Below are 25,310 nucleotides of genomic sequence, written 5' to 3' on the forward strand. Positions count from 1 at the left end.
GCTCCGTTGGCACCGGCCAACGAACTGGACTCATGGAGCATAGAACAATGAAAGACGCACATGGCTGCCAACTGACCGGCTGCAATGGCCAGGCGCAGGCCCTGCTTGACCAGGCCCTCGCGCAGTTCCGCTGCCTGCGCACCGATTCGCTGGCGAGCACCGAAGCCGCTCTTGAGGCCTCCCCCGAACTGGTGATGGGCTATGTCCTGCATGCTTGGCTTTACATGCTAGGCACCGAAGCGGCCGCAATACCGGTTGCGCAGGCCTCCTTGAAGCACGCACTGGCGCTGCCGCGTAACGACCGCGAGGCGCGCCATATCCATTCGTTGCAGTTACTGATCGATGGTCGCTGGCATGCTGCGGGACGCGCACTGGAAGACCTCAGCCTCGACTATCCGCATGATCTGCTGGCGCTACAGGCGGGCCATCAACTGGACTTTTTTACCGGCGACGCACGCATGCTGCGTGATCGCATCGCCCGAGTACTGCCGGATTGGTCCATGGCCGTTCCTGGCTATCACGCGTTACTCGGCATGTATGCCTTCGGCCTGGAAGAAACAGGCGACTACTCTCTTGGCGAGCGTTTTGGCCGTGAAGCGATATCGCTGCAGCCCGACGACGCCTGGGCCCAGCATGCGGTCGCGCATGTGCTGGAGATGCAGGGCCGGCGCGAGGAAGGCATCGCTTGGATGCGCGGCAATTCGGCGTGGCAGCAGGACAGCATGCTCGCCGTGCACAACTGGTGGCACCTGGCGCTGCACTATGTGGAACAGGACGACTTCGACACGGCATTGGCTCTATACGACGGACCGATCGACGGCCATAAAGGCACGCTGGCTCTGGAGCTGATCGATGCCAGTTCCATTCTCTGGCGCCTGCAACTGCGCGGAGCGGATGTCGGCAATCGCTGGGTAGACGTGGCCGAGCGCTGGGCGGCGATGGCAATGGACGGCCGTTACGCCTTTAACGACTTCCATGCGGCAATGGCCTTTGCATGCAGTGGTCGCAACGACCTGCTGGCTCAGCTGCGCGAGGCGCAGCAACGCGCCTGCCAGCAGGATGATGACAATGCGCGCTTCACTCATGCGGTCGGGGCGCCGGGTGTGGAGGCAATAGTGGCGTTCGTCGATGGTCAATATGCGCGTTGTGTAGAGGTGCTGCGGCCGGTACGCAATCAGGCCCAGCTGTTCGGCGGCAGTCACGCGCAACGTGACCTGATCGACCAGACGCTGATCGCCGCGGCACGCTGCAGCGGTCAGGACAACCTGAACCGCGCCCTGCTGCGTGAACGTGAGATTTTTGCTCGGCAGCGCAGCGTGCACTGAAACGAGGGGGATGTCGGCGACCCTGGCATCCCCTGATTTAGGACAACACAACCAACCGATTCGGCAGCTCGTTACGCTCATGAGTGGCCGGCACGTGCTGCTTGAGCAGCGATCCGCAGGCTTCGATACAACCGAGAAATCCTTCCAGCACCTGGCCGTTGCGCACGTCCGCGGTGAAGCTCGTGACAATCGACTGCCAGGCGCTGTCATCGATACGGCTGGAGATGCCGCGATCAACCAGAATCTCCACGTAACGCTCGGCTTCGGATACGAAGATCAGCATGCCGGTGCCGCCAACCGTGTGGTGCAGGTTGAGTTCGATGAATTGCCGCCGCGCCAGATTGCAGGCTCGCCAATGACGAACCGGGCGCGGAATCAGCCGAGTAGTCACCGCGTCCAGACGGAACACCAGCGCCAGCACGACGAACGTCAGCCATTGCACCAGCAAGAGTTGCCAGGCCGCCAGCCAGCCGGTGAAAAACAACAGCGCGCCGGGCAACAGCAACGCCAGCAGGCTGGACCAGAGCAGCGGTATGTAGCGGTAGTCATCAGCCTGCGCGGCCAGCACCGTTACCAACTCGGCGTCGGTATCACGTTCGATACGCTCGATTGCTTCGGCTACCTGTTGCAGCTCGCTTTCTGTCAGTAGGGTCATTGCTTGTTCATCATGAAGAAGTTTTCGCTGTTTTGATCGAAGGGACATTGGGCTGATCGGTTGAACTCCAAGAGGAGCCAGCGATGGGTTTCACCCATCCTATGGTGGTCAACGGTTCGCAGCCTCTGGTCACCAGCCACCGGAGGCGCCTCCACCACCGAAACCGCCACCACCTCCACCGAAGCCGCCACCGCCAAAACCGCCACCGCCGCCGCCGCGCCCCATACCGCCCAGCAGGGCACCGAGCAGCAGCGCACGTCCCGCCCCACGGCCACCACGACCACGACCACGACGACCACCACCACCGATGACGAAGATGGCTACCAGCATTAAAAAGAAGCCGAGGATGCCGAGACCGCCCGGTTCCTGCGCGCCCATGGGCATTGCCGGCCGCATGCCAGCCGTTTGCAACGGATCGCCGCCCAGCACCCGGATAATCGCTTCGGTACCTTCGGTGATACCGCGGGTGAAGTCGCCCTGCTGGAACGCGGGGGCAATGATGCTGTTGATGATCACCGACGACTGGGCGTCGGTCAGGCGGCCCTCGAGTCCATATCCCACCTCGATGCGAATTTGGCGGTCGTCTCGGGCAATAATCAGTAGCGCGCCGTTGTCTTCGCCCTTCTGACCGATACCCCACTCGCGACCCAGCTGCAGCCCTGTCTCTTCGATGCTGCGACCCTGCAGATCCGGCAGCGTCACCACCACGACCTGCTCGCTGGTAGCCTGTTCGTGGGCAGCAAGCATGCTGGTCAGCCGCGCTTCGGCCTGCGTATCGAGCAACTCGGCCCGATCCACTACTCGGCCGGTCAGCGAGGGTACTTCGGCTTCCTGGGCCAACAGGTCGCTGGCAAAAAACAGCAGCGCCAGCAACAGGGGTAGCGTGCGCGTCATTGAAACTGCACTTTTGGCGCCTGCTCGGCGTTTTCGGCCGTCGCCTCGAAGTTTTCGCGGATCGGCATGTCGCTATACATCAGGCTGTGCCAGATGCGGCCGGGGAAGGTGCGAATCTCAGTGTTGTAGCGCTCGACAGCGGCGATGAAGTCGCGACGTGCTACAGCGATGCGATTCTCGGTGCCTTCGAGCTGCGATTGCAGGGCGAGGAAGTTCTGGTTGGATTTCAGGTCAGGGTAGCGTTCGGACACCGCCATCAGCCGACTCAGCGCACCGCTCAGCTGATTCTGCGCCTGCTGGAAGCGTTGCAGTTGCTGGGGGTCGTTCAATGTGTCGACATCGACCTGAATCGAAGTGGCCTGGGCCCGCGCTTCGACCACAGCGGTCAAGGTGTCCTGCTCCTGGCGGGCAAAGCCCTTGACCGTCTCGACCAGGTTGGGGATCAGATCGGCGCGGCGCTGATACTGGTTCTCCACCTGCGACCAGGCGGATTTCACTTGTTCGTCGTACTGGGGAATATTGTTGATGCCGCAGCCGGCCAGCAGCCAGGACATGAACAGAACCGTCGCCGCTTGCCAGGTGAATCGATAACGCTGCATCTGCATGATTCGCTCATCCATCCAAAATTCGGGGTACTGAATAAGGATGGCCGGACGGCTTGAGAGTTCAGGAACAACCCCGCCGCGATACGACGAGGCGCATCCTCCCTCAGATGACTTTGGCACTGCGTAGCGCCGCCACCTGCTCCGCATCGAACCCGAGCAGCCGCTTCAGCAACGCCTCGCTGTGTTCACCCAGCAGCGGCGGCGCCTTGCGATATTCCACGGGAGACTCGGAAAGGCGGATCGGGCTCGCCACCTGCGGCACGCTTCCGGCCAGCGGATGCGGCATCTCGACGTGCAGGCCACGGGCTTGTACATGCGGGTCGGCAAAAACCTGTGCAACGTCATTGATCGGCCCACAAGGCACCCCCGCCTGCTCCAGTGCCGCAACCCATTCGGCGGTGGTGCGGAACACCGTGACCTGACGAATCATCGGCACCAGCTCCTGGCGATGGGCAACGCGCGCCTTGTTGCTGGCGAAACGTGGGTCATCGGCCCATTCGGGATGACCGGCGACTTCGGCGAACTTGCGGAACTGACCGTCGTTGCCGATGGTGAGAATGATGTCGCCGTCCGCTGTCGGGAAATCCTGGTACGGCACGATGTTCGGATGGGCGTTACCCATGCGCTTGGGCGCAACGCCGGTGGTCAGGTAATTCATCGCCTGGTTGGCCAGGCAGGCGACCTGCACATCCAGCAGGGCCAGTTCGACATGCTGGCCGACGCCGTTCTGCTCGCGATGATTGAGCGCCGCCAGCACGCCGACCGTGGCATAGAGCCCGGTGAGGATATCGGTGAGCGCCACGCCAACCTTGACCGGGCCGGCACCGGCTTCATCCTCGGCACGCCCGGTCAGGCTCATCAACCCGCCGAGGCCCTGAATCATGAAGTCGTACCCGGCACGCTGGGCATAGGGGCCGTCGCTGCCGAAGCCGGTAATCGAGCAGTAAATCAGCCGTGGGTTGATCGCCTTGAGGCTTTCATAATCCAGCCCATAGGCGGCCAATCCGCCGACCTTGAAGTTCTCCAACAGCACGTCGCACTCCGCGACCAGCTCGCGAATGATCCGCTGGCCTTCGGGCTGGGTGAAATCCAGCGTCAGCGACTGCTTGTTGCGGTTAGCCGACAGGTAATAAGCGGCCTCCGAGGTGTTCTCGCCCTGCTGATCCTTCAGATACGGCGGGCCCCAGTGACGGGTATCGTCGCCAGTGGCGGGACGCTCGACCTTGATCACCTCGGCGCCAAGATCGCCAAGAATCTGCCCACACCACGGGCCGGCAAGCACGCGAGACAGATCGAGGACACGGATATGGGATAGAGCACCGGGCATGGAGGTCTCTCGGTAGGCAGTTAAGGTGAGCAATAGGCTTTCAAGCGGAAAACGCGGAAACGGTTTCCGCCTACAGGTATTGGCGTTTCGTGTAAGAGCGAGCTTGCTCGCGAATGGCTGAACGCTCGTTCGCGAAGCTCACTCCCACAGATCGGTCAGATACGTAGGGTGGATGGCGCTTCACCCATCCACCGGGGAACGGCGGTGGATGAGAAGAGCGTCATCCACCCTACGAGCTCCTACGGGGTCACCGCTTAGAAAAAAGCCTGGATACCCGTCTGCGCGCGACCGAGGATCAGCGCATGCACGTCGTGCGTGCCCTCGTAAGTGTTGACCACCTCGAGATTGACCAAATGCCGGGCCACGCCGAACTCGTCGCTGATACCGTTGCCGCCGAGCATGTCGCGAGCCAGGCGCGCCACGTCCAGCGCCTTGCCGCAGCTGTTGCGCTTCATGATCGAGGTGATCTCCACCGCGGCGGTGCCCTCGTCCTTCATCCGGCCGAGGCGCAGGCAGCCTTGCAGCGCCAGGGTGATTTCGGTCTGCATGTCGGCGAGCTTCTTCTGGATCAGCTGGTTGGCGGCCAGCGGACGGCCGAACTGCTGGCGGTCCAGGGTGTACTGGCGCGCGGTGTGCCAGCAGAACTCGGCGGCGCCCAGCGCGCCCCAGCTAATGCCGTAACGGGCCGAATCCAGGCAGGTGAAGGGGCCACGCAGGCCACGGACGTCGGGGAAGGCGTTCTCTTCCGGGCAGAACACGTTGTCCATGACGATCTCGCCGGTGATCGAGGCGCGCAGGCCGACCTTGCCGTGGATCGCCGGAGCGCTCAGGCCTTCCCAGCCTTTCTCCAGCACGAAGCCGCGAATGGCGCCCTCGTCGTCCTTGGCCCAGACCACGAAGACGTCAGCGATCGGGCTGTTGGTGATCCACATTTTCGCGCCGGAGAGGCGATAGCCGCCGTCGACCTTCTTGGCACGAGTGACCATGGAGCCCGGGTCGGAGCCGTGGTTCGGTTCGGTCAGGCCGAAGCAGCCGATGTATTCACCACTGGCGAGCTTGGGCAGGTACTTCTGCTTGGTTTCTTCGTTGCCGAACTCGTTGATCGGCACCATCACCAGCGAAGACTGCACGCTCATCATCGAGCGGTAGCCCGAGTCGATGCGCTCGACTTCACGAGCGATCAGGCCGTAGCAGACGTAGTTCAGCCCGCTGCCGCCGTACGCTTCGGGAATGGTTGCGCCGAGCAGGCCGGTGTCGCCCATCTCACGGAAGATCGCCGCGTCGGTGCGCTCGTGACGGAAGGCTTCGAGCACGCGCGGCGCCAGTTTGTCATCGGCGAACTGCTGCGCACTGTCGCGCACCATGCGCTCTTCGTCGGTGAGCTGCTGATCGAGCAGCAGCGGGTCGATCCAGTTGAAGCTTGCTTTGCCGGCCATGAGTGGTCCTCTTGTCGTAGACGGTGAACCGGGCGCGACGCCCGGTGCAACATTCGGATGGATTGATCCTAGAAGCTGAAGCCATCGTTCGCAAACGAGTAATTCGCATCGACCTGTGCGCTTTTCTCACTCCAGCGTATGCTAAATGGCTTTGACACCAGCTTATTAGTGAGGCAGCCGCATAATGCGTCGTAAGATCCCCAGCACCGCCGCGCTTATTGCCTTCGAAGCGGCAGCACGTCACCAGAGCTTCACCCGCGCCGCCGAAGAGCTGGCACTGACCCAAAGCGCCATCTGCCGACAGATCGGCGGCCTCGAAGAGTTTCTCGGGCTGGAGCTGTTTCGCCGCTCGCGCCGCGGCGTCAAGCTGACCGAAGCCGGCCAGTCCTATGCGCGACGAGTCGCCACTCAGCTCGATGCGGTGGAACGGGATACGTTGTCGGTAATGGGCCAGCAGGGCGCCCAGACTATCGAGCTGGCGCTGGTGCCGACATTTGGCACGCAGTGGCTGCTGCCGCGACTGCAGCAGTTCCAGGCGCTGCACCCCGAAATAACGGTCAATCTGACTAACCGCACCCGACCGTTCCTCTTCGCCGATACCGATTTCGATGCAGCGATCTATTTCGGCGACGGCGACTGGTCCGGCACCGTGGCGCACTACCTGATGCCTGAAGATTCACTCCCGGTCTGTAGCCCAGCGCTGCTAGAGAACGCCGGATCGCTCGATGCCAAGACCATCGCCGAGATGCCGTTGCTGCAACAGACTACTCGCCCCTACGCCTGGCGCCAGTGGTTCGATTCGCTGGGGATGAAGGTGGCGAGAGACATGACTGGCCCACGGCTGGAACTGTTTTCGATGCTGGCACAGGCCGCCGAACACAGGATGGGCGTGGCGTTGATTCCACCGTTTCTCATTCAACGCGAACTGGCCGAAGGGCGCCTGGTAATTGCGCATCCGCACTCATACCGCCGCGAGGACCAGGCCTACCACCTGATGATCCCCGAACGGCGGGTAGAGTCGGCGGCCATGAATGCCTTTCGCGACTGGCTGCTGGAAGAAGCACGCGCCTGGATGGCGCAGCAGGTGTAAATCACGCTACGGCGGGTGCGCCAATCAAAAACGTCACCTCCGGCTCGGAATCGCGTCTTTCCCCCGCAGGGTCAGGCCCGCCGCGTGCCGATCAAGCCGCTTCAGGCTTTTTCTTGCGCGGCTTGAGGTATTTGGCCAGGCCCTGAAACCACATCACCAGCGCCGGGTTGCCTTGGATTTGAATGTCCTTGTTCTGGATGCCCTGCATAAAGGCGAGCTGCTTGTTCTTCGCGTTCATGGTGGCGAAGCCGTAGGCGCTGTCCTTGAAGCCAATGGCGAAAGCAGGCTCGGTAGCAGGGCCGCCCTTGGCGGTGACGCGTTGATCCTTGACCACGTAATGCCGAGCGACCTTGCCGTCGAGCGTGTGCAACTGGAAGGTGAGGTCTTTGTCGCCGAGTTGTTTTTGAAAGTCAGGGTTGTTGCGGCTGGCCTTGGTCATCAAGCGACCAAGCATCCAGAGAAGGAAGCGAAATTTCATGCATGTTCTCGGCAGATGGCGAAATTTCGCGGATTGTAGCGACTTGTTGAGGTAACTCAACTGTAAATTAGAACTTCAGGGCACCCGGAGCCGAGCGGGCCCCGGGAGACGCAAACTCAGTTGATCGCGTCTTTCAGCATCTTTCCCGGCTTGAATGCTACGGTGTTGCTGGCCTTGATGGTAACGGGTTCGCCCGTCTGCGGGTTCTTTCCAGTGCGAGCGCCACGGTGTCGCTGCAGGAAGGTGCCGAAACCAACCAGAGTCACGCTGTCCTTACGGTTGAGCGCGTTGGTGATTTCATCGAGAACGGCATTGAGTACACGGTTGGCCTGATCCTTGGTGAGATCGGCCTTGTCGGCGATGGCGGCTGCGAGTTCCGGTTTGCGCATGGGTAGCCTCTAAGACTTTATTGTTTTTGTTCGCTGTTCTCCGAACAGCGTTCCGAGGCGCTGCAACTGCTCTAGGCTGCGGCAGCGCCTCGATGGAGCATGGCACGCTGATGGCACTCGCGCCAGCCCTCGCCGACGCTTTACCTAATCATTCCGACGACTTTAGCGACAGACCTTGAGGCAGTTCAGCCAGCACTGGCGGCAGCTGCTTGTTCAACCCCAACCGCTCTTGCACAGCCGCCCCCGTCAGCGCATAGCCCAACAGATTTCCGTCGAGGCTGCGGAATAGAGCCTTGATGTCATTACCATCACCTTCCACGCTCCAATGCCCCTCGCTGCCAGCCGCTGGTGGCGATACCACCAAAGGGCACACAGGGGTTTTCACCGTGATCGGCATCGGTCCGTACGTTACGAAAGTCGATTTACCGGCAAGCGTTTGCGCCAGCGCGCGCACGCCACTCATCAGCGGCATCACATAAAGCAGATTGAGCCCACCCACCTCGGCACAGTCGCCTAGCGCGTAGACGTGCTCAGCCGAGGTTTGCAGGAGGCGATCAACGACGATTCCCCGATTGACCGCCAGTCCTGCCGCTGCGGCCAGCTCGGTGCGCGGGCGCAGGCCCACCGCACTGACCACCAGATCGCAGTTCAACCGCTGGCCGTCCGATAACCGGGCTTCGAGACTCTCGCCGTGCCGATCCAGACGTTCCAGCACCGGCCCCAGATGAAAGCGCGCACCCAGTGATTCGAGCCCGCGTCGCACCGCCGCCGCGGCCTCCGTCGGCAACAATGACGGCATAATCTGCTCGCAGGGCGCCACCAGTTCGACCTCGTAGCCGCCCTGCAGCAAGTCATTGGCGAATTCGCAGCCGATCAGCCCGGCACCAACGATCAGCACCCGCCGCTTACCTTTGGCCGCCTCGCGGAAACGACCGTAATCGAGCAGGTCGTTGATCGGGAAAACCGCGTCCTGGGCATCGCCAGCGACTGGCACCTGAATGGTCTGCGCACCCCAGGCGATAACCAGGTCGCGATAGGGCACCGGCTCGTTGCCGATCCATACGCGGCGGTTGGCCGGATCGAGGCGAGTCACCCAGGTATGGGTCCGAATCTCGGCGTTGAGCTGAACTGCCATGGCTCCGGCCGTTGCCATGCCCAGGCCATCGGCTTCCTTGTTCATGGCGAAGCCGGTCGACAGCATCGGCTTCGAATAGGAGCGGCCATCGTCGGCGGTAATCAGCAACAGCGGCGTTTCGCTGTCGTGTTTGCGGAATTCCCGCGCCAGGTTGTAACCCGCCAGGCCCGTACCGATGATGACCAACGGCGTCGCCGGCGCGCCTTTCTGGTTCAATTCGCTCATATCAGCCGATCGCGATCATTTCGAAATCCATTTTACCTACGCCGCAATCGGGACAGAGCCAGTCCTCGGGTACATCCTCCCAGGGGGTACCCGCCGCAATTCCATCGTCGGGCCAGCCTTCGGCTTCGTCATAGATAAACCCGCACACCACGCATTGCCACTTCTTCATTTGCTTACCTCGATCGTTATCCATTGCGCTGACGCTATACCAGAACGCAGCGGTCCGCCAAACATCAGCGTCCAGCGATCACCATGCGCCAGCGATTGGTTCGGGAAAACAAAACGGGCGGCCTAAGCCGCCCGTCCGGGGTCACTCACGCCATCAATTGGCGGTAGCGATTCCCACCAGCGGATCGCTGATGCCCATCACGTAGAAGCCGATCAGGCCGATGCTACCGGCCAGCACGAGGTAGTACAGCGTAGGCAGCATGGTCTTGCGCAGGGTGATGCCTTCACGACCCAGCAGGCCGACCGTGGCCGAGGCCGCCACCACGTTGTGAATGGCGATCATGTTCCCCGCGGCGGCACCCACCGACTGCAACGCCACCATCAGCGCACCGGAAATACCCAGCAGACCAGCAGTATTGAACTGGAACTGCGACAGCATCAGGTTAGACACGGTGTTGGAGCCGGCAATGAACGCGCCCAGTGCGCCCACCGCCGGTGCGAAGAACGGATAGATGCCGCCGACGCTGTCGGCTACCAGCTGCGCCATGGCCACTGGCATCGATACCAAATCGGAGCCGTTGACGCCGGAGTTGATCAGGATCCGCACCATAGGGATGGTGAAGATCAGCACGAAGCCGGCACCCAATAGGGTTTTGCTCGATTCGGAGATGGCCGCGACCAGCTCGCCAGCACGCATGCGGTGCAGGAAGAAGGTGATCAGCACCACAATGCAGAGAATTCCGCCCGGTAGATACAGTGGCTCCAGCGCACCAGACACGCCGGTCTCGCCGAGAATGTCCTTCCAGCCGAAGCTCACCGACAACATTGCCGACTTGACGCCTGGGAAGACCCGCGAAATCACCAGGAAGGCTGCCAGCAGCAGATAAGGTGCCCAAGCCATCGGCACGGAAATCGGTGTCCGACCGGCGACATCGTCGATCTTCATCTCGATCTTGCCCATCCACTCCACCGGCCACTCGCTGGCCGGGGCGAAATCCCAGCTGGTCTTGGGCAGCAGGAAGCCCGCCTTGGCGGCAGGTACGACGATGGCCAGACCGACCAGCGCACCGATCATCGACGGGAATTCCGGGCCGAGGAATACGCCAGCCGCGGCATAGGGAATGACGAACGCCAAGCCGGTGAAGATGGCGAACGGCGCCATCGCCAAGCCTTCGCTCCAGGAGCGATTGCGCCCAAAGAAGCGCGTCATGACGCAGATCATGATCAGCGGCATGAGAATGCCGCACAGCGCATGGATGATCGCCACGCGGGAGAAGATCAGATGGAAGAACACTTCCCAGCTGCTACCCGCTGCAGTCAGCTGCCCACCGAGCGTGGCCTGATCCAGACCGCCGGCCACACCGACCAGAATCGGCGTGCCCACGGCACCGAAGGAAACCGGTGTCGATTGCACCATCATGCCCAGCACCACCGCCGTCAGCGCCGGGAAGCCCAGAGCAACCAGCAAGGGTGCGGCCACCGCGGCCGGCGTACCGAAGCCCGAAGCACCTTCGATGAAGCAGCCGAACAGCCAAGCGACGATCAGTACCTGAACGCGCTTGTCGGGACTGACGTTAGCGAAGCCACGACGAATCGAAGCGATGCCGCCCGAGTGCTTGAGGGTGTTGAGTAGAAGGATGGCGCCGAAGATGATCCAGAGGATCGCGGCGGTGAGAATCAAGCCTTGCAGCGTAGAAGCCAGGACCCGGTTGAAGGTCATGTCCCAGGCCAATAGCCCGATCAGCGCGGTAAGCACGAAAACCAGTGGCATCGCGTACTTGGCCGGCCAGCGAAAGCCGATCAGCAGTACGCCCGCCAACACCAGTGGCACGAAGGCCAGTATGGACAGCAGTGTCTGACTCATTGTTGGGTTCCTTGTTTTTTGTTGTGAACCACTTCTTTCTCCGGGAAGCCCCGGCGCCCCGCATGGATGTCATAGCCTCATGCCATCCAAAGGTGCTGATCGACCGGCACGTCGACCCGCCCCCCATGCTCGAAAGCCCCGGACGCCATTAGGCGTCCGGGGCTTGCAAATTACGCTAATGACCGACCTGCGCCAGCCATCAGCAATCTCCTGAATACCTTCAAACTCCGTTCTGCTGCTTGAAGCGCTGACGCCAGGCATGCAGCAGCGGCTCGGTGTAGCCGCTTGGTTGCTCGCGGCCCTTGAACACCAAATCGCAAGCGGCTTGAAAAGCGGCAGACTGTGCATAATCGGTGGCCATCGGGCGATAGAGCGGGTCACCGGCGTTCTGCTGGTCGACCACTTTGGCCATGCGCTCCAGCGTCTCGCGAACCTGAGCTTCGCCAACTACACCATGCCGCAACCAGTTGGCCAGGTGCTGGCTGGAGATACGCAGCGTTGCACGGTCTTCCATCAGGCCGACGTCATGAATGTCCGGCACCTTGGAGCAACCCACGCCCTGCTCGACCCAGCGCACCACGTAACCGAGGATGCCCTGGCAGTTGTTGTCCAGCTCCTGCTGGATCGCCTCGGCGGACCAGTTGCGCTCAGGCGCGACCGGAATGGTCAGCAGATCATTGGTCAGCTGCTCACGTTCAGTGGCCAGGTCGATCTTTTCCAGCTCGGCCTGAACGGCCTGAACGTCGACCTGGTGGTAGTGCAGCGCGTGCAGCGTGGCGCCGGTCGGCGACGGTACCCAAGCGGTGTTGGCGCCGGCTTTCGGGTGAGCGATCTTTTGCTCGAGCATGGCCGCCATTAGATCGGGCATGGCCCACATGCCTTTGCCGATCTGCGCCTTGCCGCGCAGGCCGCAATTCAAGCCGACCAGTACGTTGTTGCGCTCGTAGGCCTGGATCCAGGCGGTGCCCTTCATGTCGCCCTTACGCAGTACGGCGCCGGCTTCCATGATGGTGTGCATCTCGTCACCGGTGCGGTCGAGGAAGCCGGTATTGATGAAGGCCACACGGTTCTTCGCGGCGCCGATGCAGGCCTTGAGGTTGACGCTGGTGCGGCGCTCCTCGTCCATGATGCCGACCTTGAGCGTGTGGCGCGGCAGACCGATGAGGTCCTCGACGCGGCCGAACAGTTCGTCGGCGAATGCCACTTCGGCCGGGCCGTGCATCTTCGGCTTGACGATGTACATCGAGCCGGTGCGCGAGTTGCCCTTGCGCTGCTGGTCGTGTTTGGCGATCAGGCTGGTGACCACGCCGTCCATGATGCCTTCGGGGATTTCATGGCCTTCGCCATCGATGATCGCCGGGTTGGTCATCAGGTGACCGACGTTGCGGATGAACAGCAGCGAGCGGCCGTGCAGCTTCAGGTTCGAGCCGTCAGCGGCGGTGTATTCGCGGTCGGCGTTGAGGCGCCGGGTGATGCGCTTGCCGCCCTTCTCCAAGTCTTCAACCAGGTCGCCCTTCATCAGGCCCAGCCAGTTGCGATAGACCAGTACCTTGTCGTCGGCATCGACCGCGGCAGTGGAGTCTTCGCAGTCCATGATGGTGGTGACGGCGGCTTCTACCAGCAGATCCTTCACGCCAGCCGCATCGGTCTGGCCGATGGGGCTGTTCGGGTCGATCTGGATTTCAACGTGCAGGCCGTTGTTCTTCAGCAGAATCGCCGTCGGCTCGACCGCCTCGCCCTGATAGCCAACAAATTTCCCGGGCTGCTTCAGGCCGGTGACATTGCCGTTCTCCAGGGTGACCTTGAGCTGGCCGTCCTGGACGCGGTAGCTGACCGAATCGGCATGACTGCCTTCGGCCAGCGGCGCGGCCTGATCAAGGAAATTGCGCGCGAAAGCGATGACCTTGGCGCCACGCACTTCGTTGTAACCCGGGCCCTTCTGCGCGCCGTTCTCTTCGCTGATGGCGTCGGTGCCGTAGAGCGCGTCATACAGCGAGCCCCAACGAGCGTTAGCGGCGTTCAGCGCGTAGCGGGCGTTGCCGATCGGCACCACCAGCTGCGGGCCGGCCTGGGTGGCGATTTCACTGTCGACATTGCTGGTGCTGATCTTCACCTCGCCCGGCTCTGGCTGCAGGTAGCCGATGGATTCGAGGAAGGCACGGTAAGCCGGCATGTCGGCAATCGGGCCGGGGTTGCTGCGGTGCCAGTTGTCCAGCTCCACCTGCAGGCGGTCGCGCTCGGCGAGCAGTGCGCGGTTTTTCGGCGCCAGGTCATGGACCAGCTGATCGAAGCCACTCCAGAAGGCGGCGGCTTCTACGCCGGTACCGGGCAGCACTTCGTCTTCGATGAAACGCTGCAGGTTGGCTGCCACTTGCAGGCGGCCCAGAGTTACACGCTCGGTCATGTTCTTCTCCTGAATTTCGTCGATCAGTTGGCGACTGCCGCGACGCCGGCCTTGGCGACTTGTGCATCCTGCGTGGCGGTGACGCCGGAGACGCCGACCGAACCGATCACCTGACCATCGACGATCACCGGCACGCCGCCTTCCAGCGAGCAGACTACCGGCGCGGACAGGAAGGCGTTGCGGCCGCCGTTGACCATGTCTTCGTAGCCTTTGGTTTCGCGACGACCAACCGCGGCGCTACGGGCCTTCTCAGTGGCGATGTAGGAGGCGATCGGCGCACAGCCGTCCAGACGCTCAAGGCCCAGCGGGTGGCCGCCGTCATCGGCAACGACGATGGTCACGGCCCAGCCATTGTTCTGCGCTTCGGTGCGCGCGGCGGCGAGGATGGCGGTTACTTCGGTCTGGGTCAGCATCGCTTTGGTTTTCATCTCGATTCTCCTGTCTTCGTAATTCGTTTATTCACTGCGCTATCCGGAAACCGGTCGGCGTAGGGTGGGCCGGGCAGCGCTCCGCTTCAGTTCGTAGGGTGGGCTGAAGCGGAACGCCGCCCGGCCCACCCTACCGGCTCGTCCTGCTTTAGCTCATCGCCTCCTCGACAATCTCGATCCAATGCCGCACTGGTGTGCGACCGGCACCGTCGAGGTGCGTCTGACAACCGATATTGGCGGTGACGATCACTTCCGGTTTGCCGCTTTCCAACGCGGTTAGCTTGTTGTCGCGCAGTTGCTTGGATAGCTCCGGCTGGGTGATCGAATAGCTGCCCGCCGAGCCGCAGCACAGATGTGCATCCGGCACTGCGGTGAGCTGGAAGCCTAGACGCGTGAGCACGTCTTCGACCGCACCATTGAGCTTCTGTGCGTGCTGCAGCGTGCAAGGGCAATGGAACGCCATGCGCTTGTCGGCCTTGACGTTCAGCCGCTCGAGCTCGGCACTGCGCATGACTTCCACCAAATCCTTGGCCAGCGCACTGACTCGGGCAGCCTTGACCGCGTAAGCCGGGTCATCCCGCAGCAGATGACCGTAATCCTTGATGAAGGCACCGCAACCGCTGGCGGTCTGCACGATGGCTTCGGCGCCACCTTCGATGGCGGGCCACCAGGCGTCGATGTTGCGCCGGGCACGGTCCAGTCCAGCCTGCTGGGCGTTCAAGTGGTAATCCACGGCGCCGCAGCAACCGGCTTCGCGCGCCGTGCTGACGCTGATGCCGAGTCGATCGAGCACCCGTGCGGTAGCGGCATTGGTGTTCGGCGACAGGCTTGGCTGTACGCAGCCTTCGAGCATCAGCACGCGACGCGCATGCATAACCTGCGGGCGCGGCTTGGCCGGGGTGACCTGGCGCGGCATGTGCGAACGCAACGTGGCCGGCATCAGCGGCCGCAGCGCATTGCCGGTACTGAGCAATGCCTTGAACAGGCCCGGACGCGGAATCACGTTGCGCAGACCGGTGCGCAGCAGGCGTTCGCCCGCCGAGCGCTGGACCTGCTGTTCCATGAAGTCACGGCCGATATCCAGCAGGTTGTGGTATTGCACACCGGACGGGCAGGTGGTCTCGCAGTTGCGGCAGGTCAGGCAACGGTCCAGGTGGGTCTGGGTGCTTTCGGTGACTTCGCCACCTTCGAACATCTGCTTCATCAGGTAGATGCGCCCGCGCGGGCCATCGAGCTCATCACCCAGCAGCTGGTAGGTTGGGCAAGTGGCGTTGCAGAAACCACAGTGCACGCATGAACGCAGAATGCTCTCGGCTTCCTCGGCACGCGGCAGCTTCTTCGCGGCTTCGCTGAGATTGGTTTGCATATCAGACCTCGGAATACATACGGCCGGGGTTGAAGATCCCCTGCGGGTCGAGTTGCGTCTTGAGCTGGCGGTGGTAACGCAGCAACGGCTCGCCCAATGGTTGGAACGGGCTGGCAGTGGCACCGGCCGTGAAGCAGATGGCGTGACCGCCAACTTCGCTCGCAATTGCACGGATGGTCTGCGCATCGGCATCGGATTTCAGCCAACGCTGAGCACCGGCCCAGTCGATCAGCTGTTCGCCAGGCAGCGCCAATACAGGCGTGTTGGTTGGCAGCGACAGGCGCCACAGCGGTCGCGCATCGGCGAAAAAGCTCAGCCGTTGTTCGCGCAGATCGTTCCAGTAACGGGAATCCAAGGCTTCGCCACCAATACGGTCGCAGGCGGCATTCACCGACCCTTCACCACCTTCAAGGCGTAGGTGCAGCGCCTGGCCGTCATGGCTCGCGGCGGTAATGGGCACCGGTTGCTGCCCCCATTCGGCAAGCTTGAGGAGCGCGTGGTCGGCCGACATCTCGACCCGCAGGTTGCGGCACAGACGTGGCTTGGGCAGCACTTTCAGCGACACCTCGGTAAGCACGCCGAGGCAGCCGAAGCTGCCGGCCATCAGGCGCGACAGGTCGTAGCCGGCGACGTTCTTCATCACCTCGCCGCCGAAGCGCAAATGCTTGCCGTGACCGGTAATCACCCGCGAACCCAGCACGAAATCGCGCACCGAGCCGGACCACGGCCGACGCGGACCGGACAGACCTGCGGCGATCATGCCGCCGACCGTGGCGCCGTCAGTGAAATGCGGCGGCTCGCAAGGCAGCATCTGCCCAGCTTCGTCGAGAGCCGCTTCCAGCTCCGCCAGCGGCGTGCCGGCACGAGCCGTGATCACCAGTTCGGTCGGGTCATAGCTGACAATGCCGCGGTGCGTGCGGGTATCAAGCAACTCGCCCTCGACGGGACGTCCGAGGAACGCTTTGCTGCCGCCGCCTTGAATACGCAGCGGGGTATTGTTGGCCAGTGCCTGGTTGACCTGTTCGAGCAAGTGCTCGCTGGCGTCGTAGGAAATGGCCATCAGAAGCGCTCCAATTCGGGGAAGGGCAACTGCCCGCCGTGCACATGCATGCCGCCGAATTCGGCGCAACGGTGCAGGGTCGGAATGTTCTTGCCGGGGTTGAGTAGACCACTGGGATCGAATGCAGCTTTTACCGCGTGGAACAGGGTCAGCTCGTCGGCGTTGAACTGCGCGCACATCTGATTGATTTTCTCGCGGCCGACACCGTGCTCGCCGGTGATCGAGCCGCCGACCTTCACGCAGAGTTCGAGGATTTTGCCGCCCAGTGCTTCAGCGCGCTCCAGCTCGCCTTCGGTGTTGGCATCGAAGAGGATCAGCGGGTGCATATTGCCGTCGCCAGCATGGAAGACGTTGGCGACGCGCAGGCCGTATTCGTCCGACAGGTCGGAAATGCCCTTGAGGACGCCCGGCAGCTCGCGTCGTGGAATGGTGCCGTCCATACAGTAATAGTCCGGCGAGATTCGCCCTACTGCCGGGAAAGCATTCTTGCGCCCGGCCCAGAACTTGACTCGCTCGGCCTCGTCGCGCGCCTGACGCACTTCGGTGGCCCCGGCGAGCTTGAGGACTTCGCTGACACGCGCGCAGTCGTCAACTACGTCAGCCTCGACACCGTCCAGTTCGCAGAGCAGGATCGCCTCGGCATCCACCGGGTAACCGGCGCGAATGAAGTCCTCGGCGGCGCGGATCGAGAGGTTGTCCATCATTTCCAGGCCACCGGGAATGATGCCCGCGGCGATGATGTCGCCCACCGCACGCCCGGCTTTTTCCACCGAGTCGAACGCGGCCAGCAGCACCTTGGCCACCTGCGGCTTGGGCAGGAGCTTGACGGTCACCTCGGTAACGATCCCGAGCATGCCCTCGGAGCCGGTGAACAGCGCCAGCAGGTCGAAGCCGGGCGAGTCCAGCGCATCGGAGCCAAGCACCATGCGCTCGCCCTCGACGGTGAGAATTTCCACCTTGAGCAGGTTGTGCACAGTCAGGCCATATTTCAGGCAGTGCACGCCACCCGCGTTCTCAGCGACGTTGCCGCCGATGGAGCAGGCGATCTGCGAGGACGGATCGGGCGCGTAATAAAGGTCGAAGGGCGCCGCGGCCTGGGAGATCGCCAGGTTGCGCACGCCAGGTTGAACACGGGCGAAGCGACCGGCCGGGTCGACTTCAAGAATCTTGTTGAAACGCGCCATCACCAGCAGGATGCCCTGCTCCAACGGCAGCGCGCCGCCGGACAGACCAGTACCGGCACCCCGAGCGACCACCGGCACGCCACGCTTGTGGGCGATCTTCAGCAGTGTTTCGACCTCCTCGATGCGTTCGGGCAACACCACCAGCATCGGCGTGGTGCGGTAGGCGGACAGGCCATCGCACTCGTAGGGCTTGAGATCTTCGCCGCGATGGAGGATGTCCATGCCGGGCAGTTGCGCCTGCAACTCGGCGAGCAGTGCCGCCTTGTCGACCTTGGGCAGTTCACCGTCGACGCGTTCGTCGTAGAGGATATTCATGGCAATCGGTGCTCTTCATTGTTCACCGTCAGCCCGACCAGCTGCGGTGGTTTGACGCATCATTAGCCCGGCGCTGCCATTTCGTCCATTGGCAAAACCACTGGTCCTACCAGTTTCTTTCAGCAGACTTTCAGCCCCAATGCTTAAAACGTCCAGATATCGGGGCCCTAAGCACCTCTACCCCATAATGCGGTAAGCTTCGGCAAAACTGGTCCTACCAGTTAGGAGACTCTAATGTTGATCGAGACTACCCAGGATCGCCGCCAGCTAGCCGACGTCGTCGCCGAGCGTATCGAACGCCTGATCGTCGATGGCGTGCTAAAGGTCGGCCAGGCTTTACCGTCGGAACGACGTCTGTGTGAAAAACTGGGCATCTCCCGCTCAGCCTTGCGCGAAGGTCTGCGCGTGCTGCGCGGCCGCGGCATCATCGAAACCGCGCAAGGTCGCGGCTCTCACGTCGCCAAGCTATCCGGCGAACAAGACGCTAGCCCCTTGATGCATCTATTCAACTCGCAGCCGCGCACGTTATTCGATCTACTCGAAGTCCGCGCGCTGCTGGAAGGCGAATCGGCACGCCTGGCGGCGCTACGCGGTACCGATGCCGATTTCATCCTGCTGCGCCGCCGCTACGAGGAGATGCTTGCCGCGCACACCGAGGAAGCCGGCGACCCACGCGAGCACGCGCGTCTCGATCACGCCTTTCATTTGGCCGTCAGCGAGGCCTCGCACAACCCGGTGCTGGTGCATACGCTGCAGTCGTTGACTGACCTGATGCTCTCCACCGTATTCGCCTCGGTGAACAACCTCTACCACCGACCCACACAGAAGCGGCAGATCGACCGGCAGCACTCGCGGCTGTTCCACGCCGTCACCGAGCGCCTGCCGGACCAGGCCCAGCGCGCCGCCCGCGACCACATTCACAGCATTCGCGACAATCTCAAGGAGATCGAGCAGGAAGAACAGCGCCTGGTTCGCGCGACGATGCGGTTGGAGGGATGGACGTAAAAGCAGCGGCAGCCTGCAATTCTCCAAGAAAAAGCACGCAGACCGCTTGTAGCTTGGATTTGGCTGAAGCCCTAAGCCTGCGGCTTGGGGCTTGCGGCTGCCCTTCGGTCCCCATGCTAGACTCGCCGCTTCTTTTCGTTGCCCGCTATCGCTCGTGTCCAACTCACAAGACTGGCTGACCGCCGACCACTTTCCCACTGCCCTCGATCCCGCCTTGCATGATTGGCTATTCGTCGACAAAGGTTCACTGACCCGCCGCCTCACCGAGCTGGCTGCAGGTGCTTTCAGCGTGACGCCGCTGGCCGAAAGCTGGCAGGTCTTGCGCGATGATGAATGCGCTGCGCTGGGCGTCGCCGACGGCAGCCAGGGCTGGGTTCGCGAAGTCTATCTACGCGGGCATCAGGAGCCCTGGGTATTCGCCCGCAGCGTCGCCGCCCGTAGCGCGCTGGAACAGTCCGGGCTGGATCTGCCGCACCTGGGCAGCCGCTCGCTGGGCGAATTGCTGTTCAGCGATCCGGCGTTCGCGCGCGGCCTGCTGGAAGCCCGTCGCTACCCTGAGGCCTGGCTGCCGCGCGATATCCGGCAAGCGCAGCTCTGGGCTCGCCGCTCCTGTTTCAGCCAGGGCGATCTGCGCGTGCTGGTCGCCGAGGTGTTTCTGCCGGCCCTGTGGCGGACCGCACGGATCACGATCTGAACGCGGCACAGACTGCCCCACACCGTCCTTCACCGTTTGGAGACCCGCCGATGTATCAAAAGCTTCTGCAATCGAGCAATCGCCTGCATCCGCGCGCCTGGGACTTCATCCAGCTGATGCGCCTGGAGCGACCCATCGGCACCTACCTCTTGCTGTGGCCGACGCTCTGGGCACTGTGGATCGCCGGTGAAGGCTCGCCCAGCGTGAAGAACGTGGTGATCTTCGTGCTCGGCGTGATCCTCATGCGTGCCGCCGGCTGCGTGATCAACGACTTCGCCGATCGCAATTTCGACGGCCATGTCAGCCGCACCAAGGGCCGCCCGCTGGCAACCGGCAAGGTCACGCCAAAGGAAGCCTGGATTCTCTTCGCCGTATTGGTTGGCCTTAGCTTCGGCCTGGTATTGCTGACCAACGCCACGACCATCTGGCTATCCTTCGGCGCGCTGGGCGTCGCCGCGCTCTACCCCTTCATGAAGCGCTACACCTACTATCCACAGGTGGTGCTCGGCGCCGCGTTCTCCTGGGGCATGCCGATGGCCTTCACAGCCGAACGCGGCGAACTGCCACCCGAAGCCTGGCTGCTGTTCATTGCCAATGTGGTCTGGACCGTGGGTTACGACACCTATTACGCGATGGCCGACCGCGAGGACGATCTGAAGATCGGCATCAAGTCCACCGCCATCCTGTTCGGCGAGGCCGATCGGGTCATCATCGCCACGCTGCAGGGCCTCGCCCTGTTCTGCCTGATTCTCGCTGGCGTGCGCTTCGAACTCGGGCAGTGGTTCCACCTCGGCCTGACCATCGCCGCCGCCTGCTTCGCCTGGGAATTCTGGAAGACGCGCTCGCGCAAGCCGCAGGTCTGCTTCAAGGCGTTCCTGCACAACCATTGGGCAGGGTTGGCGATCCTCCTCGGCATCATCCTCGACTACGCAACGCGCGCATGAGAAAGCCCGTCGCGGCGCTGCCGGGACGGGCTTTTCACCTCGCAGCACTCAGCCGTTCAGCACACGGGCACCGGCTTCGGCGACCTGACCGTCCTGGCTGGGGTGCATGCCGGAGACGCCGATGGCGCCAACCACCCGGCCGTCTTCGATCAACGGAATGCCGCCATCCATGAGGATGGCGTTATGCATCGACAGCAGCCGCAACGTCGCCCCGCCGCTGGCGAGCGTTTCCTCGAAGCCCTTGGTGGCGCGTTTGAAGGCCGCCGCGGTGGCCGCCTTGCGCTGGGCCACCTCGACGCTGCCGTGCGTGGCGTGGTCCATCCGCTGCAGCAGAACCAGATGACCGCCGGCGTCGGTCACGGCGATGACCATCGCCCAGCCGTTGGCCTGCGCATGTGCACGTGCGGCGTCGACGACGCGGCTCGCCGTTTCCAGACTGATGGGCGGTCCGTAAGCCAGCGGAGGTGCAGCAACCTGAGTATTCATCGCGCGCTCCTCAGGGCATCGCCTGGCCGCCGTTCACGTCCAGCGTCTGGCCCGTGATATAGCCGCTGCAGGCGTGCGAGGCGAGGAACAGGTAAGCCGGGGCCATTTCCTCAGACGTACCGAATCGTCCGAGCGGGATGGTGGTATTTACCTGGGCGCGAGCGGAGTCATCCTTGTCGGCATGGAAAGCGGTATCCACCGTGCCCGGCGCAACCACGTTGAAGCGAATGTTGTCACCGGCGAACTCGCGCACCCAGTTGCGCTGCACGTTGTGCAGCCAGGCCTTGGAGGCAGCGTAGAGGCTCGCGCCTGGGCCGCCGCCGTTATAGGCGGCGATCGAGCCGGTGGTGATCACCGATGTGCTCTGTCCGCTGGACTTGGCCGATTTACGCAGGTGCGGGATGGCTTCGCGAGTGATCAACAGTGCCGAGCGTAGATTCACGTCCACCATGGCATCGAAGAACGCATCGTCGATTTTCTCCAGCCCGCGCCGCTCCAACAGCGCGCCGGCGTTGTTGATCAGCACATCCAAACCACCGAAGCGCTCTACGAAGGCCGCGACGGTATCGACGCAGTCCTGACTGCGACTCAGGTCACCGACGAAGAATGCCGCCTCCCCGCCTTGCGCGCAGAGTTCGGTCAGCAGCGCATCGAGATTTTCCGGCCGATTGCGAGCAGTGATACCGACCTTGGCGCCCAGTTGGGCAAATGCCTTGGCGGTGGCCAGACCAATACCCATGGTGGCGCCGGTGATGAGGACGCGCTTGCCCTTGAGGTCGTTGAAATACATGGTTGCTCCTTAGTCAGAGAAGGCGGGACGGGATGTACGGTGCTCACGCCAAAGGCGCAAAAGCGGCGGCAGTAGCCAGACCGCGAGCGTAATCAGGGCCAAGGCAAGGGATACGGGGCGCTCGAAAAAGGCCAGGAAGCTGCCGTTCGAACGCATCATCGACGTGACGAAGGTTTCCTCCAGCAGCGGACCGAGGACGATGCCGAGAATCATCGGCGCCAGCGGAAAGTCGTTTTCCTCGAGCAGAAAGCCGAGCACACCGAACACCAGGACGGTCACCACTGCGAACAGGCTGTTCTCCACCGCGTAGGCGCCGACCATGGCGAACAGCAGGATCGACGGCATCAGGATGCCCTGCGGAATCCGCAGTACCTGTTTGAACAGCCGCACCGACAGGAAGCCGAATGGAATCAACATCAGGTTGGCCAGCAGAAAGGCAAGGAACACCGCGTTGATCATGCTGGCGTTGTCGGTGAAGATCGTCGGCCCCGGATTGAGTCCCTTCATCAGCAGCACACCGATGACGATGGCAGTCAGCGAATCGCCCGGAATACCGAACACCGTGGCCGGGATGAAGCTGCCGCCGACCGCCGCGTTGTTCGCCGCCGTGGCCGGTGCGATTTGCGCCACTGCGCCTTCATCGGGATGGTCAGCGGCACCGCGCTGGCGGCGCCCCATCGCATAAGCGATATAGGCGGCGATGTCGGCCCCGGCGCCGGGCAACGCGCCGATCAGCGTGCCAGTCACCGAGCCGCGGAGAATGCCGAGCTTGTGCCGCAGCGCATCGCGCAGGGCTTGCAAGTAAAGCGGTTGCTGCGGCACGTGCGGTAATTCGCGCTCACTGGCACTGCGGGTGCAAAAGCGCAGAATCTCGGCGACCGCGAACAGGCCGATGATCACCGGGATGAAGCCGAAGCCGCCAAGCAGCGCGTCGCTACCGAAGGTAAAACGCGTTTCGCCGGACACCGGGTCGATGCCGACGCTCGCCACCAGCAGGCCGAGCAGTAGGGACACCGCGCTGCGGCTCACCTGCGTACCGCCGACCATGATCGCTGCGGTGAGTCCGAGCGTCGCCAGCCAGAAGTATTCGAACGAACTGAAGTTAAGCGCGAAGCGCGCCAGCAATGGCGCGCCGAACATCAGCGCGAGCACGCCGATGCTACCGCCGATAGCCGAGGTACAGGCGCTGATGCCGAGGATGTACTCGCCCCGCCCGGCCTGTGTGAAGCGATAGGCCTGATCGGTGTAGGCCGCCGAGGCCGGCGTGCCGGGCATGCGCAGCAGCACCGCAGGCAGGTCGCCCGCGAAAATCGCCATCGCGGCCATCGTCACGATTGCAGCGATGGCGGGTACCGGGTCCATGAAAAAGGTGATCGGCACCATCAGCGCCACCGCTAGCGTGGCGGTTAGCCCCGGAATGGCGCCGACCATCAGCCCGTAGAGCGCAGCGACGGCCATGATCGCAAGCACCTTGAAGGTAAAGACCTGGCCGAACGCGTCGAGGATGACGTCCATCTCAAAGCACTCCGAGGTTGGCCAGCAGACCCTGGGGCAAGGGCACACCCATCACCTGCTGAAAGAAAAGATAGAGAAAGCCGACCACGCCAACCGCGCAGACCATCGCGCGCAGCGGCCGTCCAGTGAAACGGGCACCGAGCCCGGCGACAAGCAGCCAACCTGTGAGCAAAAAGCCGAGCGACTCGACCAGCAGCAGGAATGCGATCAGTCCGCCAATCACCAGCCCAAGGCTGAGCCAATGACCCGGCACGCGGCACCAGTCACACAGACCCAGCCACATCGGTGCGCGGCCGGCACGCGCGGCCGCAACGCCCTTGCTACTAAGCACGAGGCCCACCAGCATCAGCATCGTCCCAATGATCGACGGGTAGAAACCGGCGCCGTACTGGAAGTACGGCGACGCTTCCATACCGCTGGCCACGACGAGCACGCCGAGACCCAGCGCCAGGCTGAGAACTCCCCAGGTCAGGTCGGATAGTTTCATGGCTATGACTCCGTGCCGGCTGCGATCACATGTCCATCTTGGCGAACAGCGCCTTGACGTCACCGGTGTGCTGCTCGAGGTAACGGGCAAAGGCCTCCGAATCGCGCCACTGCGGGTTGAAGCCGCGCGACTTCATCTCTGCCTGCCATTCGGGGTTGGCATAGATCTCCTTCATCGCGGCTTCGAGCTTGGCTCGGATGTCCGTCGGCAACCCCGTGGGCGCGACCAGACCGCGGAACGAGCCGAGCTCCAGTTCGAGGCCGGTAGCCTCTTTCAGCGAGGGCACTTCCGGGAAGTTTTCCTGCCGCTCGGGACCGAACACCGCCAGGCTGCGTACCGTGCCGGTCCTGAGCATGGCATCGGCCTCGGGCAGCGAACTCGGTACGAAGTCAACGCCACCGGCGGCCAGATCCTGCATGGCGGCAGCCGCGCCCTGGCCCGGAATCATGCGCACCTTGCTCATCTCGACACCCCAGCGGTCGAGCAGGGTTGCCACTGCGACCGGCCAGGACCCGCCGCAGCCGCCGGCGCAAGCAATGGTGTATTTCGCTGGCTCCGCCTTGATCGCGTCCAACGCCTGGTTGACGGTCTTGAACGGCGAGTCGGTGCGAACCTGGAAGCCTGCCGGGTCGAAGTTGTACTGCGCGATGGGCGTGAAGTCGCTCAGCTCGAAATCGGCCTGCCCCATCTCCTTGTAGTGCGCATAGTTGAACAGCACACCAAGGGTATAACCGTCCGGCTTGGCACTGACGATGCGGTTGATGCCGACCACACCGCCGCCCTGGCCGAGGTTGAGCACGTTGAATTGCTCGCCGAACTCTTCCTTGAGGTACTTGGCGAGAATACGTGCGGTGCCATCGGAACCACCGCCGGCGCCTGCCGGGACGACGATCGTGACCGGTCGGGTCGGCCACTCCGCGGCCATTGCTGGCAAAGCGCTCAGCCCAAATAGCAGGGCCAGCGCGTGGCAGCCTTTGCGGACCCAGCGAGGGGTTGAAGTCATGGACATATCAGCTCTCCTTTTATTGTTTTTGAGTACAG

The 25,310-nt window shown here is 62.8% G+C and carries 25 protein-coding genes; 5 read left to right on the forward strand and 20 right to left on the reverse strand.

The window, feature by feature from the left end; all coding sequences use genetic code 11:
• The first annotated feature begins 47 nt into the window (after positions 1-47).
• Positions 48-1,325 (forward strand): tetratricopeptide repeat protein, encoded by a 1,278-nt coding sequence (locus D7241_RS09765; protein ID WP_408101359.1) that lies wholly within the window; start codon positions 48-50, stop codon positions 1,323-1,325.
• Positions 1,326-1,362: 37 nt separating this feature from the next.
• Here the strand turns inward: D7241_RS09765 and D7241_RS09770 are convergent, their stop codons facing one another.
• The 5 genes from D7241_RS09770 to D7241_RS09790 form a co-directional block, all read right to left on the reverse strand.
• Complete coding sequence (locus tag D7241_RS09770; protein ID WP_408101360.1) at positions 1,363-1,980, reverse strand: TPM domain-containing protein; 618 nt, start codon at positions 1,978-1,980, stop codon at positions 1,363-1,365.
• Between the two features lie 129 nt (positions 1,981-2,109).
• Positions 2,110-2,874, reverse strand: a complete 765-nt coding sequence (locus D7241_RS09775; RefSeq protein ID WP_408101361.1) for a TPM domain-containing protein — start codon at positions 2,872-2,874, stop codon at positions 2,110-2,112.
• Positions 2,871-3,494 carry a LemA family protein gene (locus D7241_RS09780; protein WP_408101362.1) on the reverse strand — a complete coding sequence of 208 codons (624 nt, stop codon included), beginning with the start codon at positions 3,492-3,494 and terminating at the stop codon, positions 2,871-2,873. The genes D7241_RS09775 and D7241_RS09780 overlap by 4 nt, the downstream gene beginning before the upstream one ends.
• Before the next feature lie 88 nt (positions 3,495-3,582).
• The gene (locus D7241_RS09785; protein ID WP_408101363.1) at positions 3,583-4,806 is read right to left on the reverse strand and encodes a CaiB/BaiF CoA transferase family protein; all 1,224 of its coding nucleotides are present in this window, start codon (positions 4,804-4,806) and stop codon (positions 3,583-3,585) included.
• A 254-nt stretch (positions 4,807-5,060) separates the two neighbouring features.
• On the reverse strand, positions 5,061-6,242 hold the full coding sequence (locus D7241_RS09790; RefSeq protein ID WP_025240097.1) for an acyl-CoA dehydrogenase: 1,182 nt from the start codon (positions 6,240-6,242) through the stop codon (positions 5,061-5,063).
• 184 nt (positions 6,243-6,426) lie between these two features.
• On the opposite strand from D7241_RS09790, the gene D7241_RS09795 reads away from it, so the two are divergent.
• The gene (locus tag D7241_RS09795; protein WP_408101364.1) at positions 6,427-7,332 is read left to right on the forward strand and encodes a LysR substrate-binding domain-containing protein; all 906 of its coding nucleotides are present in this window, start codon (positions 6,427-6,429) and stop codon (positions 7,330-7,332) included.
• Between the two features lie 91 nt (positions 7,333-7,423).
• Here the strand turns inward: D7241_RS09795 and D7241_RS09800 are convergent, their stop codons facing one another.
• From D7241_RS09800 to glcD, 10 genes are all read right to left on the reverse strand, one after another.
• Positions 7,424-7,810, reverse strand: coding sequence for an SCP2 sterol-binding domain-containing protein (locus D7241_RS09800; RefSeq protein ID WP_408101365.1), 387 nt, complete (start codon positions 7,808-7,810; stop codon positions 7,424-7,426).
• A gap of 116 nt (positions 7,811-7,926) precedes the next feature.
• A complete protein-coding gene (locus tag D7241_RS09805) occupies positions 7,927-8,199 on the reverse strand; it encodes an HU family DNA-binding protein (RefSeq protein ID WP_158187095.1) in 273 nt (90 codons plus the stop codon).
• A gap of 148 nt (positions 8,200-8,347) precedes the next feature.
• A complete protein-coding gene (locus D7241_RS09810) occupies positions 8,348-9,559 on the reverse strand; it encodes an NAD(P)/FAD-dependent oxidoreductase (RefSeq protein WP_408101366.1) in 1,212 nt (403 codons plus the stop codon).
• A gap of 1 nt (position 9,560) precedes the next feature.
• Positions 9,561-9,728, reverse strand: coding sequence for a rubredoxin (locus D7241_RS09815; RefSeq protein ID WP_255979843.1), 168 nt, complete (start codon positions 9,726-9,728; stop codon positions 9,561-9,563).
• Positions 9,729-9,881: 153 nt separating this feature from the next.
• Positions 9,882-11,591: an L-lactate permease gene (locus tag D7241_RS09820; RefSeq protein ID WP_408101367.1), complete on the reverse strand. Its 1,710-nt coding sequence runs from the start codon at positions 11,589-11,591 to the stop codon at positions 9,882-9,884.
• Between the two features lie 220 nt (positions 11,592-11,811).
• Positions 11,812-13,995: a malate synthase G gene (locus D7241_RS09825; RefSeq protein WP_408101368.1), complete on the reverse strand. Its 2,184-nt coding sequence runs from the start codon at positions 13,993-13,995 to the stop codon at positions 11,812-11,814.
• 23 nt (positions 13,996-14,018) lie between these two features.
• Positions 14,019-14,423, reverse strand: a complete 405-nt coding sequence (locus D7241_RS09830; RefSeq protein ID WP_408101369.1) for a heme-binding protein — start codon at positions 14,421-14,423, stop codon at positions 14,019-14,021.
• A 148-nt stretch (positions 14,424-14,571) separates the two neighbouring features.
• Complete coding sequence (gene glcF / locus D7241_RS09835) at positions 14,572-15,789, reverse strand: glycolate oxidase subunit GlcF (protein WP_255979835.1); 1,218 nt, start codon at positions 15,787-15,789, stop codon at positions 14,572-14,574.
• 1 nt (position 15,790) lies between these two features.
• Positions 15,791-16,849, reverse strand: coding sequence for a glycolate oxidase subunit GlcE (gene glcE / locus D7241_RS09840; RefSeq protein ID WP_408101370.1), 1,059 nt, complete (start codon positions 16,847-16,849; stop codon positions 15,791-15,793).
• Entirely contained in the window at positions 16,849-18,348 is a 1,500-nt protein-coding gene (glcD, locus tag D7241_RS09845; protein WP_408101371.1) for a glycolate oxidase subunit GlcD, read from the reverse strand. The genes glcE and glcD overlap by 1 nt, the downstream gene beginning before the upstream one ends.
• A gap of 234 nt (positions 18,349-18,582) precedes the next feature.
• Between glcD and glcC the strand changes: the two genes are divergently transcribed.
• From glcC to ubiA, 3 genes are all read left to right on the forward strand, one after another.
• Positions 18,583-19,353, forward strand: a complete 771-nt coding sequence (gene glcC, locus D7241_RS09850; protein ID WP_255979829.1) for a transcriptional regulator GlcC — start codon at positions 18,583-18,585, stop codon at positions 19,351-19,353.
• A 154-nt stretch (positions 19,354-19,507) separates the two neighbouring features.
• Positions 19,508-20,047 (forward strand): chorismate--pyruvate lyase family protein, encoded by a 540-nt coding sequence (locus tag D7241_RS09855; RefSeq protein ID WP_408101372.1) that lies wholly within the window; start codon positions 19,508-19,510, stop codon positions 20,045-20,047.
• 50 nt (positions 20,048-20,097) lie between these two features.
• Positions 20,098-20,991, forward strand: a complete 894-nt coding sequence (gene ubiA / locus D7241_RS09860) for a 4-hydroxybenzoate octaprenyltransferase (RefSeq protein WP_408101373.1) — start codon at positions 20,098-20,100, stop codon at positions 20,989-20,991.
• 48 nt (positions 20,992-21,039) lie between these two features.
• Here the strand turns inward: ubiA and D7241_RS09865 are convergent, their stop codons facing one another.
• From D7241_RS09865 to D7241_RS09885, 5 genes are read right to left on the reverse strand one after another with little or no spacing between them, the layout of a single operon-like run.
• Complete coding sequence (locus D7241_RS09865) at positions 21,040-21,477, reverse strand: GlcG/HbpS family heme-binding protein (protein ID WP_408101374.1); 438 nt, start codon at positions 21,475-21,477, stop codon at positions 21,040-21,042.
• Positions 21,478-21,487: 10 nt separating this feature from the next.
• A complete protein-coding gene (locus D7241_RS09870; protein ID WP_408101375.1) occupies positions 21,488-22,267 on the reverse strand; it encodes an SDR family NAD(P)-dependent oxidoreductase in 780 nt (259 codons plus the stop codon).
• Positions 22,268-22,276: 9 nt separating this feature from the next.
• Complete coding sequence (locus D7241_RS09875) at positions 22,277-23,782, reverse strand: tripartite tricarboxylate transporter permease (RefSeq protein WP_408101376.1); 1,506 nt, start codon at positions 23,780-23,782, stop codon at positions 22,277-22,279.
• Position 23,783: 1 nt separating this feature from the next.
• The gene (locus D7241_RS09880; RefSeq protein WP_408101377.1) at positions 23,784-24,269 is read right to left on the reverse strand and encodes a tripartite tricarboxylate transporter TctB family protein; all 486 of its coding nucleotides are present in this window, start codon (positions 24,267-24,269) and stop codon (positions 23,784-23,786) included.
• Between the two features lie 25 nt (positions 24,270-24,294).
• Positions 24,295-25,278 carry a Bug family tripartite tricarboxylate transporter substrate binding protein gene (locus D7241_RS09885; protein ID WP_408101378.1) on the reverse strand — a complete coding sequence of 328 codons (984 nt, stop codon included), beginning with the start codon at positions 25,276-25,278 and terminating at the stop codon, positions 24,295-24,297.
• Positions 25,279-25,310: the final 32 nt, after the last annotated feature.

It is taken from the genome of Stutzerimonas sp. VN223-3 (assembly GCF_045999685.1).
Classification (GTDB): Bacteria; Pseudomonadota; Gammaproteobacteria; order Pseudomonadales; family Pseudomonadaceae; genus Stutzerimonas; species Stutzerimonas stutzeri_AR.